The 13,315-nt window shown below is 55.2% G+C and carries 13 protein-coding genes; 5 read left to right on the plus strand and 8 right to left on the minus strand.

Annotation, left to right across the window (positions count from 1 at the left end):
* Positions 1 to 4: 4 nt before the first annotated feature.
* Positions 5 to 1,009 carry a bifunctional heptose 7-phosphate kinase/heptose 1-phosphate adenyltransferase gene (locus tag DPF_RS05910; RefSeq protein ID WP_069858009.1) on the plus strand — a complete coding sequence of 335 codons (1,005 nt, stop codon included), beginning with the start codon at positions 5 to 7 and terminating at the stop codon, positions 1,007 to 1,009.
* Between the two features lie 30 nt (positions 1,010 to 1,039).
* On the opposite strand, the gene DPF_RS05915 is transcribed toward DPF_RS05910, so the two are convergent.
* Positions 1,040 to 1,708: a hypothetical protein gene (locus tag DPF_RS05915; protein WP_069858011.1), complete on the minus strand. Its 669-nt coding sequence runs from the start codon at positions 1,706 to 1,708 to the stop codon at positions 1,040 to 1,042.
* Between the two features lie 241 nt (positions 1,709 to 1,949).
* The gene (locus tag DPF_RS05920; protein WP_069858012.1) at positions 1,950 to 2,501 is read right to left on the minus strand and encodes a hypothetical protein; all 552 of its coding nucleotides are present in this window, start codon (positions 2,499 to 2,501) and stop codon (positions 1,950 to 1,952) included.
* A gap of 185 nt (positions 2,502 to 2,686) precedes the next feature.
* Between DPF_RS05920 and DPF_RS05925 the strand changes: the two genes are divergently transcribed.
* From DPF_RS05925 to DPF_RS14020, 4 genes are all read left to right on the plus strand, one after another.
* Positions 2,687 to 3,466, plus strand: a complete 780-nt coding sequence (locus tag DPF_RS05925) for an inositol monophosphatase family protein (RefSeq protein ID WP_069858014.1) — start codon at positions 2,687 to 2,689, stop codon at positions 3,464 to 3,466.
* A gap of 24 nt (positions 3,467 to 3,490) precedes the next feature.
* A complete protein-coding gene (locus DPF_RS05930) occupies positions 3,491 to 3,763 on the plus strand; it encodes a LysO family transporter (protein ID WP_069858016.1) in 273 nt (90 codons plus the stop codon).
* Entirely contained in the window at positions 3,760 to 4,374 is a 615-nt protein-coding gene (locus DPF_RS05935) for a LysO family transporter (protein WP_069858018.1), read from the plus strand. Before DPF_RS05930 ends, DPF_RS05935 begins: the two co-directional genes overlap by 4 nt.
* Positions 4,375 to 4,480: 106 nt before the next feature.
* On the plus strand, positions 4,481 to 4,657 hold the full coding sequence (locus DPF_RS14020; RefSeq protein ID WP_176724179.1) for a hypothetical protein: 177 nt from the start codon (positions 4,481 to 4,483) through the stop codon (positions 4,655 to 4,657).
* Between the two features lie 286 nt (positions 4,658 to 4,943).
* Here DPF_RS14020 and DPF_RS05940 read toward each other — a convergent pair whose 3' ends face one another.
* The 6 genes from DPF_RS05940 to DPF_RS05965 all read right to left on the minus strand — a co-directional run bounded on the left by DPF_RS05940 (position 4,944) and on the right by DPF_RS05965 (position 13,258).
* Positions 4,944 to 7,139 (minus strand): ATP-binding protein, encoded by a 2,196-nt coding sequence (locus DPF_RS05940; RefSeq protein ID WP_069858021.1) that lies wholly within the window; start codon positions 7,137 to 7,139, stop codon positions 4,944 to 4,946.
* Positions 7,139 to 8,242, minus strand: coding sequence for an ABC transporter substrate-binding protein (locus DPF_RS05945; RefSeq protein WP_141721069.1), 1,104 nt, complete (start codon positions 8,240 to 8,242; stop codon positions 7,139 to 7,141). The genes DPF_RS05940 and DPF_RS05945 overlap by 1 nt, the downstream gene beginning before the upstream one ends.
* Positions 8,243 to 8,402: 160 nt before the next feature.
* Positions 8,403 to 9,287 carry a motility protein A gene (locus tag DPF_RS05950; protein ID WP_069858025.1) on the minus strand — a complete coding sequence of 295 codons (885 nt, stop codon included), beginning with the start codon at positions 9,285 to 9,287 and terminating at the stop codon, positions 8,403 to 8,405.
* Positions 9,288 to 9,289: 2 nt separating this feature from the next.
* Positions 9,290 to 10,024 carry an OmpA/MotB family protein gene (locus DPF_RS05955; protein WP_083254502.1) on the minus strand — a complete coding sequence of 245 codons (735 nt, stop codon included), beginning with the start codon at positions 10,022 to 10,024 and terminating at the stop codon, positions 9,290 to 9,292.
* Between the two features lie 289 nt (positions 10,025 to 10,313).
* Positions 10,314 to 11,741, minus strand: coding sequence for an NADH-quinone oxidoreductase subunit N (locus DPF_RS05960; protein WP_231702141.1), 1,428 nt, complete (start codon positions 11,739 to 11,741; stop codon positions 10,314 to 10,316).
* A gap of 2 nt (positions 11,742 to 11,743) precedes the next feature.
* Positions 11,744 to 13,258 (minus strand): complex I subunit 4 family protein, encoded by a 1,515-nt coding sequence (locus tag DPF_RS05965; RefSeq protein WP_069858029.1) that lies wholly within the window; start codon positions 13,256 to 13,258, stop codon positions 11,744 to 11,746.
* Between the last annotated feature and the right edge of the window lie 57 nt (positions 13,259 to 13,315).

The following is a 13,315-nucleotide window of genomic DNA, read 5'->3' on the forward strand; positions in this document are numbered from 1 at the left end:
ACCCATGGACCAAGTCAGCAAGACCGATGTGCTTGAGGGATTGAAACGACTTCAGGGCAAACCCGTTCTCATTGTAGGCGACTGCATGCTTGATCACTATCAATGGGGATGCGTGGACAGAATTTCTCCCGAGGCACCAGTGCCTGTGGTGCAGGTGGAACGGGAATCCTGGAATTTGGGGGGCGCGGGCAACGTGGCCCGGAACATCAGGGCCCTTGGGGGTAATCCCTGCCTGGTATCCCTGGTGGGAGACGATGCCGCAGGGAAAAAAATCGCCCAAATGCTCGACAAGGAAGGCATCCATCACCACCTGGTCACCTCCCTTCGCCCAACCACCATCAAGACCAGAATCATTGCCGCCAACCAGCAGATGCTGCGCGTGGATCAGGAAAAGAAACAAAGAATGTCGTCTGCAACCTGGAAGCGGTTTGCCTCCATACTCGCATCCCTGCGATCACAATACCAGGTCGCGGTGGTATCGGATTACGGCAAGGGCGTCATTTCAGAGGAACTTCTGGAGAGCATGCAGCACGGGGGAGGACTGGACAAGGTCCTTGTGGATCCCAAGATCGAAAGCTACCCCATGTACAAGGGGCATTACATCATGACCCCCAATGCCAAGGAGGCCGGGGAAAGCGCCCATGGCCCCATGGGATCCATCCCGGAAATTCTGGAAGTGGGCACAAGAATCCTCAAGGACAAGCAACTGGACAACCTGCTCATCACCCTGGGAAGCCGGGGGATGGCCCTGTTCAGACAGGGGCAACCCACCCTGCATATCCCCACGGTTGCCCAGAATGTCTATGACGTGACCGGTGCCGGGGATACGGTCATCGGTGTGCTGGCCCTTTGCCTGAGCAGCGGCCTGGATCTGCTGACAAGCTGCGTGATCGCCAATTGCGCAGCCGGCATTGTGGTCGGCCACGTGGGCACCGCATCCGTGAGCCCGGAGAAACTTGCAGCAAGCCTGGAATCCATAGCCCTTCCCCGCATCACCCCGTGGGAATGACGAGAAAATCACTGGCAGGCCACCTGGTGATCATTGACTTTTCAAGACATGATTCATCATTTTCTGCAGCTTGCCCATGTCCTCGAGAAACATGTCTTCAAGCTGGGTCAACCGATTGCTGATGCGGTCGATGGCTGGGTTGGAACCGGACTCAAGGGGCTGATCCCGAAGGGCCTGGATGAGGGCATGGTGATCCTTGTACCCGCGATACAGGGTGCAAAGGGCCTGCTTGTATTGGGCAGAGGTCTTTTCAAGGGTCTCACGGCGGGCCTTTTCGGTTGCAAGCTCCTCCTGCAGCCGGGCAATGGTCGCTGACGTCTGATTGTCACGCTCCATGAGAGCGTCGATCTTGCGGCTCTGATCGCTGACAATTTCCAGAAACTGGAACAACTTTTCCTGCAGGACAGAATTGTCGGACCTGACCAGGGACCGGCCCTCGGACAGTGGGGAAGATGCCACATCAATGGTTTTGGGCAGTTCCTGCTTGAGCAGGGCCTCCACCTCGTCCTTTTTATGTCCGTCGGAATACAGCTGAGAAATTCTGGTCAAAATGGGGCCGGCATCAGGGGCGTACAGGGTCATGCGTCCCACCTTACGGTGGGGCAGGTAATCGGAAAAAAGCTTTGCATAGCGACGAGCTGTTGGTTCCGGGATCTGAAGACGTCGGGCCATGGCGGTCAGGCTCAGCCAATCGTTCATGGTGTCCTCGCAAAAAAGGGTGTACGGACAACGCTTCTGGCATAGACAAGTAAGCGGTCCCAGGAAAAAAGTGATATCTCAAGTGGTTTGTCTTACAGACCAAGATAACCACGGCCATGAATTATCGAAGATTTTGCAGAGCTGTCAACGACGGGATCACTGACCAGCGTCACACAACCAGGGGCGGTATCGCCATCATGACCCGGCCGTGATGAAGGATGACGACAAAGATGCTAACGGATCAGCGTCTGAATCCTCCCCGCCACAAAAAGCCTTTTTCATCCCTGTTCCCCATGCGTGGAATCTCGGGAATCTGATAGACTTTGTACGTAACAGGATCGTCATCCATCTTGCGTGCATAGGTGGAACGGGCACTGAAAACATATCCGAGAATATCGTCCCTGGTGGGCGTTGCACCGGAGTCCAGGGGCCTGAGCAGCGCCTTGAGCGCAGGCTGTTCAAGACGGTCCCGTTCCCTGATCAGCGCAACCATGGTCGTAATGGCCGCAGGGTCTTCCACCGGATTCCATCCCTGACCCAGGCCCCGATTTTCAGGGATCAGGACAAACGGGGAGTTTCTGGGTACAAACAAGAGTCCTGACGGGTTGAAGGACCTGGCGGAAAAATAGGTCTGGTACTGGTCCACATGTTCCAGGATCGCGGCAAGATCAAGATCGCTTCCCGCACGTGACGGATGGACAAGGGGAGGGGTGGGCAAGGTTGCACAACCCCACAACAAGACAAAAAGACAAAGAAAAACAAAGGGCAGGGCGAACAGGCGATACGAACGCATAAAGCCTCCCGGGCTTAAGATCGGTTGACAAAAACGCCTCTCGGGAAAACCCGTAAACAGCGCACAACCACTGCATGAGAATCTGCCTGAACAGTAAACCTGTCAAAGTCTCTTGGCAATACCAGGAAACCAGAATGATCGGCAAAGCAAGCTGATCGTCATCTGTACGTCAACAGGGAGCACCCATGTACGCCAAGGTAATGGAACACGTCATCAATGCGGCCCACGAAGCGGGCGCACGCATCAAAAAGGATTGGTCCCGGCCCAAGGATGTATCGCACAAAGGCAGGATCGACCTGGTCACCACAACTGATGTCCAGGTGGAAAATCTGCTGGTCTCCCGCCTCGGGGCGATCATTCCCGGGTCAACGTTCTGGTCGGAGGAGACCCACGCGTCCTCGGGTCTGCACACCTCGACCTGGATCATTGATCCCATTGACGGCACAACCAATTTTGTTCACCAAATCCCCTTTGTGGCCACATCCATTGCCCTGTGGGAACAGGGGGAACCCGTGCTCGGGGTTGTCAATCTGCCCGTCATGGGTGAGTTGTTTCACGCCATCAAGGGCCAAGGTGCCTTTTGCAATGGCAAACCCATCAGGGTTTCCCAAACAGAAGAACTGAGCGCAAGCGTCATCGCCACGGGCTTTCCCTATGATATCGACCAGGAGATTGATCCTGTTCTGCAAAGCCTCAGACATGTTCTTGTCAATGCCCAGGGCGTACGCAGGGCAGGGGCGGCTGCCGTGGACCTGGCCTATACGGCCTGCGGGCGGGTGGACGGATTTTACGAAATCGGTCTCAAACCATGGGACACGGCCGCAGGCATGCTGCTGGTCACCGAGGCCGGGGGCCGGGTTTCCCGATTTGATGCCCGCAAACCCTACCACCTCGGCGACCGTGACATTCTTGCCAGTAACGGACATATTCACCAGGCCCTGGGGGCATGCATCAACCACGCGTGATCAACGCACAACCAAATTGCAAACATGCTGACAATTATCGGAATATTCATGGCCGGGATAACCCTGGGATTTGTCATGCGCGGTCACCAGAACCTGCTGCATCTTGGATCACGTCTTGCTGACCTGGCCCTGTACACCCTCTTGTTCATCCTGGGCCTGTCTCTGGGCGTGGACAAGCAGCTCATGGCCGATCTGCCGCATCTGGGACTGACCGGACTTGTCCTGGCCCTGGCCGCAGTGGTCGGGAGCATTGTCTGTGCCTTTTTCCTCGCCAAGGTCTGGGGTGATCGGGAATGAAAGACACCTGCATCCTGATCGGCTTTTTCATGCTCGGCATAGGGGGAGGACTATGCGGCATGATCCCCGAGGAATACCTGACAACCTCGCTGGAAATGGGCACCCTGTACGCGCTCATCTTTCTGGTGGGCATGGGCATGGGCAGTGACGGCAAATTTTTGCACAATATCCTGAATGTCGGGAAAAAAGACCTTATCGTGCCCATTGCAGTGGTTGTTGGTTCCCTTGCGGGCGGCTCCCTCATCTCCCTGGCTCTGGCTGATATTGATGTCATTGCAGGAGCGGCCGTTGGTGCCGGATTTGGCTACTACAGCCTGTCCAGCGTGCTCCTCTCGCAGCTCAGGGGGGATGAACTGGGCACCATCGCCCTGGTGGCAAACATTGTCAGGGAAGTGACCACCATTCTGGCCGCTCCCGTCATGGTCAGACTTGTCGGCCCCCTGGGGCCCATTGCCAGCGGAGGAGCCACCACCATGGACACAACCCTGCCGATCATTGTCAAATATTCCGGCAAGGCATACGCCATGACCTCGGTGATCAACGGGATCGTGCTGACCTGCCTGGTCCCGGTACTGGTTCCGTTCATCCTGGCCCTTCGGCTTCCTTTTTAAACGATGACCAGAACAACACGACATAAATCGTCACCAACAAGCACACCCACGTGTACAAAGCAGTGAACCCGTGGGTCCACAACGCTGTTAACCAGGAGGATACAACATGATTTTTGTGGTCAGCAAATGCAATGACTGCCCCTTTCACCAGGTGATTGACGGCAAGAGAAAATGCAAGGTCGCCTCGGTCGTTTACCAGCAGATTCCGGATGAAGAAAAAAAGCGTCCCGAATGGTGTCCCTTGCGCAAAGAACAGATGATCGTCAGAGACAAGAAAATGTAACCAATATGGTCAGGCAGGTGGATTGAGGGGTCTGTTAAAGGTTCGAAAACTGATTGCAGGCCGGCATTCATCCCCATAAACGAGCTCTCCCGAGCCAAGGCCGGGAACGCAACCAGACACTGCGTCACCCACGAAAAACGCGCCCTGAACGTGATGCATCAACGCCATGGCGCAACGTGATCGCCAGCTTCCAGAACAAACAGCTAAGGGCCCCCTGTGCTTGACGTTACAACAAAGCACTGGGGGCCCTTGGCTGTTTGATGAAGAACAATGCCGGAGGTGCGATCTATCCGGCAAGGGAGACGAGGATGGTTTCCAGTTCGGTGAGGGTAAAGGGTTTGGTCAGAAAATGATCAATCCCGCTGATGCGGCTTTTGGTGCGATCCTTGTCACTGGCCAGCCCGGTCATGGCAATGATGGGGATCCTGTTGCCCTGATCCCGGATGGTTCTGGCCACTTCAAAACCATCCATCCCGGGCATCTGAATGTCCAAAAGCAGGACATCGTACCGATGGGGATGGTCCACCAGCGCGGTGAGCGCTTCAGTGCCGTTTGCACACACATGATACTTGCCAATGCCGAGCACCTCAAAGATTTCAAGGATCAACTCCTGATTCATGGCGTTATCCTCGGCCACCAGAATGCGCAGATGCTGGTATGAGGCAGGCACTGCAGAACACGGACACGTTCCCTCTTTCAAGCCGTCTGCAGCCTCCCCGCTGTCTGCGGGCATCTCGTGCATGACTTCCAAATCCAGAGAGAAAAAAAACCTGCTTCCCTTGCCGCAAGCGCTTTGAACCATGATTTTGTCGCCTCCCAGCAAGGCAACGATTTTCGAGGCAATGGAAAGACCAAGGCCCGTACCAGGGTATTTTCGGGCCAAGCCGTCGTCGATCTGTGTGAACGGCTGAAAAACGACATCCTGACGATCATCAGGAATGCCAATGCCCGTGTCTTGGACAGCAAACTGGATCCTGGCCACCCTGCCTGTGGTCTCCTGAGGGGTCTCAAGGCGGGCCTGGATGGCAATATACCCCGAAGAAGTAAATTTGATGGCATTGGCCACCAGGTTGTTCAGGACCTGTTGCAGACGCAGGGAGTCGGTCCGAACAAACCGGGGAAGCTGATCACACTCAAGGCGCAGTTCAAGCCCCTTGGCCTCGGCAATGGGAACGTGCATCTGTTGGATGGAGCCAAGAAGCTCTGCAAGATCAACCTGTTGCTCGTGAACGGAAAATCCCTTGGCCTTGAGTTTGGAAATGTCGAGGACATCGTTGATGATGTCCAGAAGGTTGTGAATGGAAATGAGCATATTGGAGGCATACCGCTCCTGCCTGGGGGTCAGGCCGGAACGCTGCAAAAGCTGCGTCATGCCGTAAATACCATTCAAGGGAGTTCGGACTTCATGGCTGACCGTAGCAAGAAAGGCATCCTTCATGGCGCTGACGGATTCCGCCTGGGTTCTGGCCTTGTTCAAATATCCGGCCATGGCCTTGAAGGAATTGATGAGCGAACGGATCTCGTCCTTGGAGGGAGAAGGATAGACCAGCTTTTCCAGAGGGGCGATGGAATCGGTTTTCTGAATCTCCCGGGCTGCCCGGGAAAGGGCAACAATGGGAAAAATGATCCGGTGCTTGAGGTAGGCATAGAATCCGAAACAACCGCCTGCCACCAGAAGGGAAAAAAGAACCAGGATGACCCCAAGGGTTTGCAAGGGCTTTTGCACCGGAGCAAAATCCTGCAAAAGATAGATGCCCAACTTCTGGTTGGAAAGAAACAGGGTTGTGTTTCCCACCAGGAAATGGGCGGGTTCGCCCTCGCTGACCAGATGGATCTCCTTGTGGTCAAGCAGATCTTCCGCCGTGAAATGCTCCAGGGGAAGCTGGGTTGACGCGGCAACAACCTGGTTATCGGCAACCACGGCTATGTACTGGGGCTGATCCGTCCCCAGTTGGTCAAGAAATGACTGCTCGGGATAGATAAAGGCGACAACCAGAAATCCCAGCAAATGACGATTTCGGCTGTAAATGGGCTTGCGAACAAGATGGTTGAGACGCCCCTTGGCCACCAGAAACCGGTCAGAAGGCCCTGAAAAGCCCATGGGGCAGAAATCGGCTTCCGAAACAGGATAGGCACAGTTGATGGTCTCATCCGGCCCCATTAGCCATGCCGCCCGAACAGAAGCCTGCAAAGTTGATTGGGCCAGCACGTTCCTGGCCTGCGACCACAATTTGAGCTGAACAAGAACCCTCAAGGAATTGTCCGCAGCCATTCTTGCCGCATGCCGGCGGTTGAACAGCAGACGATTTTCAAGCATCTGCTCCACCAGGACTACTTCCCGATGGAGTTCGGAAATCACGGTCTGCTGCTGAAGATGGATGATGTAGCTGAAAACAAGCGCGCCCACCAAGGCGAGCAGACACAGGAAAATCAGCCACGCATTGAGCAGCCGTTTCTGCAGAGAAATATTGGAAGAGCTCATTATTGTTGTTCAATCAGCGGCATGGAGGTGTACACCGCATCAGCCGCCATAAGCAGGGGAAGCGGGATCTTCTTGGAGAGCATGGCCGCACGAGACGTGTTAAAGACAATGGCGAATTCGGGCGCATCCACAATGGGGAGATTGCCGGGATGCTGGCCTTCAAGAATTGCAACACCAAAAAGCCCGGCCGCATACCCCATGGATTCGAAATGGACGGCTGCCCCTCCAAACAGGCCAAGCCGGCACAATTCATAGTTGATAGCGAGCTCGGGAAGGGAAGAGTGGACAAGGGTCCATGACAAAATGGCCCTGCCCGAAACCGGACGGCCCTGTTCATCGACCAGCAGAAAGGCCAGAGGGAAAATGGCGTCAACGCTTGTGTCCCTGTTCAATGCGTCAACGAGCTGCTTGTACTCACGAAAGGTACGAACCTGGCGGAGCTCCCACTCAACAGGCAAGGAGCCCCTGTTCTGCTCGGCTTCCAGGAGCATCTGACGGTACAGGGCCTGACCTGTGAAGGACTCGTCGGTGATGCCCACAACCCGACGGCATTGGGGTAGAGCCTGCTTGAGGACCTGCAGGGTTTTGTACAGGTAGAGCTTCTCGTAAATTCCGGTGATATTTCCGCCCGGATACGAACGCGACTGCATGAACCTGTGCGTCTGGTTGTAAACTTCCGGAGGGTTGTTCAGCCCGGAAAAGACAACGGGGCGAGTTGCATCTCCGGCAAGATCAAGGCCCACGGTACGAAAGGCATTATCGTCAAGGGTCATGATCAGGTCGGGATCAAAGTCCTTGATGGCCCGCAAGGCAAGATCACCCCGTTGCCGAATCTCGTCCGGGGTTATGTACTGCGTCTTGGTCAGCATATAAAAATGCTCGAAAACCAACCGCCCCTTGCCAAGGCGTTCGGTCAAAGCCCGTTCAATGCCGCGAAACTGCGGTGCCCCGCAGATATGATCAGGGCCATAGCTGTGGACCACAAAGACCCGAAACACCTTGTCGTTTTTTCCGGCCCAAGAAACCGCCGAATAAGCGACAACGCCTACAATGGACACGCTGATCACGAAGACCTGAAGAAAACGGGAAACGAAACATGGCATGGTGGTCAGTTTGCCCGTATTGTCTGACAGAAGCAACGAAAAAAAATGCAAAAGCCTCTTGTTTCCAACATACTGAAAACAAGCGGCTTTATTTTTTCGAATACGGATTAACTGCAGAGTTGTCCTACAATTTTAGGACACGCACCAACCCGGACCCCTGTCAGGACCGGGTTGGGACCGTGTGCAACGAGGTCACGGCAGATGGTCCGGACAGGTCCGCTGTTTCTTCCTGGTGGCGCGTGCGTACCATGCGAATGTACTTCTGGCGAATGGCCTGAAAATCACGGGTTGTAGCATACCGCTCGGCAGGAGCGAGAAACGAGGCAAGGCGCTTTTCCAGCTTGCGCGGATGCTGTTCCTTCCTGATGGCCAGTACTCCCTCAAGAATGATCGAGGCGTTGAGCAATTCGTCATTGGTCCTGCCACGAACACTTTCGGCTAGGGGAGTGCAAAAAAACTGATTGAAAACGATCCCGTACAGGGTCGAGGTCAGGGCCATGGGAATGGTCTGCAGGATGATCTCGGTATCACCGAGTCCGGAAAGCATCCCGATGAGCCCGATCACGCTTCCGGCCACCCCAAAAGACGGGGCAATACGCCCCATGTTCCGAAAGATGACTTCGCTTTGTTGACGACGATTTTTGAAAAAAACCATTTCCATGGACAGGATTTCCCGGATTTCCTCTTGGGAGTACCCATCAACCAAGAGTTCAAGTCCATTGCGTAGAAACGCGACGCCGTGCTTGCCCGCACTCTTTTCCAGGCTCAACAGGCCGTGACAGCGGGACTTGATGGACAGCTCCAGCAGGGATTGGACAATGGACGCTGGCGGGGGAGGGGTTGTGGTGTAGATATGTTTGCAGGTTTTGAATGCCCTGATCAAAGCATCATAAGGATGACTCAAAAAAATGGCGCCGAGGGTGCCGCAGACAACAACAGCCAACCCGCTCAGATTCAGAAAGGCAAGCCCATTGTCCATGAACACAAAGGCCATCAAAAAGATACACAGGCACACGGCCGCTCCATAAAAGTTCTTTCTGGTCATGATCATGTTCCCTGACGGTTTCTGGTCAAGAAAATCTCAACCCGTCGATTGTGGATTCTGTTGGCCCGGGACGTGTTGGGTACCCGGGGATCGTTGGCTCCACGGCTGCTCACCGTGATCCTCGAGGGCGCAATACCGCCCTCATGCATAAGCCAATGGGCAACGCTCATGGCCCTGGCAATGGCCAGTTCCCAATTTCCTGCAAAGGTCGGGGTATGCACGGGCATCCCATCAGTATACCCGATGACTTCCACGTCCAAATGAGATTGCTGCAAAACAGGGAGCATGGACTGCAGCAGGGAAAGGGCCTCGGGCTCAAGCTTGTCTGAAAGATGGTCAAAAAGAAGCGGCTTCTCCAGGGAAAAAGCCTTCCGATCCGGCGTGTCCTGGCTCTGTTCCTCATCGCCTAAGCGCAAGCTGGGAGCGGTCTTTGCCTCCACACCGGCGGAAATATCCCGGTGCACGGGCCGCACCTTTGCGACCCGGGACTCGGGCCGGTCAAGTTCTTGACGTACATCCTGAGTTGAACCAGTCAAGGCCTCACTTACCTCTCGAAAAAAATCGCGCTTGGCGCTGGCATAGACAAACAGAACCGCAAAAAGGATGAACATGGTCATCATCAGGTCCGACCAGGGAACCGACCAGGAACCGGGATCAGAGCCCTGATCCGGGCTCTGATCGAGCAACCCGGCCATGGTTTCCTCATGGTGCGTCAAGGGAGTGCGAGGCTTGTACATGAAATCCTACAGAATGGAAAAAAGAGTCAAAATTCTGTTGCGCCATAAACACCTACGACAGAGCAAGGACAGTGCCGTTTTCAGATCTTCAGGCAAAACCTGCCGCTAATCCGCCAAAAAAAGAGGCGTGATTCCGTACAAGGGAATCACGCCTCAGGGCGTTCATGAAGCACAAGGGCAAGGAAGATGGTGCGGATGAAGCAGAGCCGGTTGAGAATGTGTGCTGATCACCCGCAGCCACAAAAGTTAGGTGGTAGCCACGTAATCAATCCTGCTCGCTACAAGGGAGCTAGACCCCCCATATGGAACGGGTGGCGGCCAAAGCGGTCTGGTACACGCTTGAGGGGATACACCCGAGAACCAGAACGATTCCTGCCAGTCCCAAGGCAGTGAGCCTGGCTCCGGGGGAAAGGTCAATGGTCCGTGGAGACTGTGCCTCACGGGTGTAGGCGTACCTGACCAGATTGAGGTAATAAAAGATGGAAAAGGCCGTGTTAATGGCCCCGAGAATGACCAGCCAATCGTACCCATGACCCCACAGGGAGGTGAACAGAAAGAGCTTGCCCGTAAATCCCATGGTCGGGGGCATGCCCACCAGGGCAAAGGCCCCGACAGCCAGGGCCAGGGCATAGGCTGGCGCGTACTTGTACATGCCGGACAGATCCTCCAGTTCCAGATTTTCACCGGTGGGGGAGATCCGGGCAATAACCCAGAAGCAGGTCAGGTTCATGAAGACGTAGGCCAATCCGTAAAAAGCGGCTGCAGCAAGTCCGCTGGCTGTTCCGGCCACAAGTCCCATGAGCACGTACCCGGCATGGGCCACACCGGAATACCCCAGGATGCGCTTGACGTCCTTCTGGGCCAGAGCGGCCAGGTTGCCATAGGTCATAGACAGGGCGGCCAGGATGGCCAGGACGTCGGTCATGGCAACACCCGGCAAAACCAGATTGGTGATCCGGATCAGGGCCACAACAGCGCCGAGTTTGGGCAGCGTGGCCACAAACGCGGCTGTCTCGTTGGTGGCTCCCGTGTACACGTCAGGACACCAGAAATGAAAGGGAAACAGGGCCAGCTTGTAAAAAAAGGATATCAGAAACATGGTCGTTCCGATCATGGCGATGGGACAATCCATGGAGATCTTGCCGGTCAGCTCGCCCAGATACGAGGTGTGGGCGCAGGCCAGAATAAAGGAAAGGCCGAACAGGGAAATGGCTGTGGCTGCCGCTCCAAACAGGATATACTTGATGGCTGCCTCGGCCGCCGGCTTGTCCCCCTTGCGCAGGGAAATGAGCGAATACAGGCTGTAGGAGGAAATTTCCAGGGCGATGAACATGGTCATCAGCTCCACCGCACTGGCAAGGAGCATGAGCCCCCAGGTGCTCAGGGCGAGCATGAGGTAGTAATCCGTACGCTTGAAGGGTTCCACTCCGGGAAGTTTCTTGCCGTTGAACACCGTGATGCAGAAGCCCACGGCAATGGCCAGCTTGAAAAACTGCGACAATCCGTCAACCCGGTAGGCATCGGCGAAAAACATGCCCTGACTACCCAATCCGGCAAAAGCGATGAGAACGCCCACCAGAGAGGTCCATGCGATCCATTCGGTTTTTTCGGTTTCACGTCTGCATATTGAAACCAGAAACAGGGCGGCAATGAACAGAAGCAGAAAAAGCTCGGGGCCGAGGGTGACAATGAAGGAAATCATGGGGGAGTTGGTCATCGTTACTGCACTCCTTGGCGGGACATCGGGATGGAGACGGACATGTGGGTAACCAGATCGGGTCGCTTATCCTGCAACACGGTCTGCACCCGCTTGATGGTTTTGGGAATGGACGCGTCAATGGTCAGCCTTGTCAGGGTAGGGGCCAGACCAAGATACAGGACCAGCACAGCCAGGGGCAGGATATAGGCCCACTCGCGACGGTCCAGATCAGGCAATTCCTTACCTGCGGAAGGAGCACCCCAGGCGAGCTTCTGCAGCAATCTGAGCATGTAGGCTGCTGCGAGCATGGCTCCGGGAATGGCCAGAGCACCGACAATGACGTTGTTTTGGAAGGCTCCGATCAGCACCAGAGCCTCGCCCACAAAGCTGTTGGTTCCGGGAAAACCCAGAGATGACATGGAAAACAATCCGAAAAAGCCGATATACGCGGGAAGATATTTGGCCAGACCAAGGTTATCGGCAATCTCCCGACTGTGAGTTCGTTCATAAATGGCCCCCACGAGCATGAACAGGGCGCCCGTGGTGATACCATGGTTCAGCATCTGAAAGACCGCGCCTTCAATCCCCCGGGTGGTGAAAACAAAGATTCCCAGGGTGACAAACCCCATGTGAGCCACCGAAGAATAGGCAATGAGCTTTTTCATGTCCTTCTGCCCCAGAGCAACCAGACCGCCATAAATGATGGAAGCAATGGAAATGGCGATCATCAGCGGAGCAAAATACACGGAAGCATCAGGAGTCATGGGCAGGCAGAAGCGCAAGAACCCATAGGTGCCCATCTTCAGAAGAACAGATGCCAGCAATACACTACCGGCAGTGGGCGCCTCCACATGGGCGGCCGGAAGCCATGTGTGAAAGGGAAACATGGGCACCTTGACCGCAAAGGCCAGGGCCAGGGCCAAAAAGGCCCAGAACTGGAACCTGAAGGAAAATTCGCTTTCCATGATGACAGGAATGGCAAAGGTTCCGGTCTGGAAATAAAAGGCAATGATGGCCACCAGAAGCAGGGTGCTTGCGGCCAGGGTGTACACGATGAACTTGATGGAAGCGTATTTGCGCCTGGGGCCGCCCCATACGGCAATGATCAGGAACATGGGCACGAGCATGGCTTCCCAGAAAACATAGAACAGAACCATGTCCAGGGCGGCAAAAACCCCGATGCACACCGCGATCATTAGCAACATGCAGATGTGGAATTCCTTGACCCGTTTGCCAATGTAGTTCCACGAGCAGAGCACACACAGGGGCAGAAGCAGAATGGTCAGCAGGATCATGAGCAGACTGATTCCATCAATGCCCAGGTAATAGGAAAGCCCCCATTGGGGAACCCAGGGAACCTGCTCCACGAACTGGAAACCCGTGGCGTGGATGTCGAACCCGATGAGCGGAAAGGCCAGGGCCATTTCCACGAAACCGGCTGCCAGGGTGACCAGCCGGATCGTCCGGTCGTTACGCAACCAGGCCAGAAGAAACGAAACCGCAAGGGGAAAGACGATAAGACTCGTGAGGGTCATGAATGCCGACTCCGATCAGATGGTTGAGGCCAGGAACGCACCCGGCCGTGGGTCTGA

Origin of the sequence: Desulfoplanes formicivorans (assembly GCF_001748225.1) — a bacterium.
In the GTDB taxonomy this organism is placed as follows: Bacteria; Desulfobacterota; Desulfovibrionia; order Desulfovibrionales; family Desulfomicrobiaceae; genus Desulfoplanes; species Desulfoplanes formicivorans.

What these genes read in the sequence shown, in the direction of transcription:
- DPF_RS05910 (WP_069858009.1), top strand. Translation starts at nt 5, where the DNA reads ATGGACCAAGTCAGCAAGACCGATGTGCTTGAGGGATTGAAACGACTT.
- DPF_RS05915 (WP_069858011.1), bottom strand. Translation starts at nt 1,708, where the DNA reads ATGAACGATTGGCTGAGCCTGACCGCCATGGCCCGACGTCTTCAGATC.
- DPF_RS05920 (WP_069858012.1), bottom strand. Translation starts at nt 2,501, where the DNA reads ATGCGTTCGTATCGCCTGTTCGCCCTGCCCTTTGTTTTTCTTTGTCTT.
- DPF_RS05925 (WP_069858014.1), top strand. Translation starts at nt 2,687, where the DNA reads ATGTACGCCAAGGTAATGGAACACGTCATCAATGCGGCCCACGAAGCG.
- DPF_RS05930 (WP_069858016.1), top strand. Translation starts at nt 3,491, where the DNA reads ATGCTGACAATTATCGGAATATTCATGGCCGGGATAACCCTGGGATTT.
- DPF_RS05935 (WP_069858018.1), top strand. Translation starts at nt 3,760, where the DNA reads ATGAAAGACACCTGCATCCTGATCGGCTTTTTCATGCTCGGCATAGGG.
- DPF_RS14020 (WP_176724179.1), top strand. Translation starts at nt 4,481, where the DNA reads ATGATTTTTGTGGTCAGCAAATGCAATGACTGCCCCTTTCACCAGGTG.
- DPF_RS05940 (WP_069858021.1), bottom strand. Translation starts at nt 7,139, where the DNA reads ATGAGCTCTTCCAATATTTCTCTGCAGAAACGGCTGCTCAATGCGTGG.
- DPF_RS05945 (WP_141721069.1), bottom strand. Translation starts at nt 8,242, where the DNA reads ATGCCATGTTTCGTTTCCCGTTTTCTTCAGGTCTTCGTGATCAGCGTG.
- DPF_RS05950 (WP_069858025.1), bottom strand. Translation starts at nt 9,287, where the DNA reads ATGACCAGAAAGAACTTTTATGGAGCGGCCGTGTGCCTGTGTATCTTT.
- DPF_RS05955 (WP_083254502.1), bottom strand. Translation starts at nt 10,024, where the DNA reads ATGTACAAGCCTCGCACTCCCTTGACGCACCATGAGGAAACCATGGCC.
- DPF_RS05960 (WP_231702141.1), bottom strand. Translation starts at nt 11,741, where the DNA reads ATGACCAACTCCCCCATGATTTCCTTCATTGTCACCCTCGGCCCCGAG.
- DPF_RS05965 (WP_069858029.1), bottom strand. Translation starts at nt 13,258, where the DNA reads ATGACCCTCACGAGTCTTATCGTCTTTCCCCTTGCGGTTTCGTTTCTT.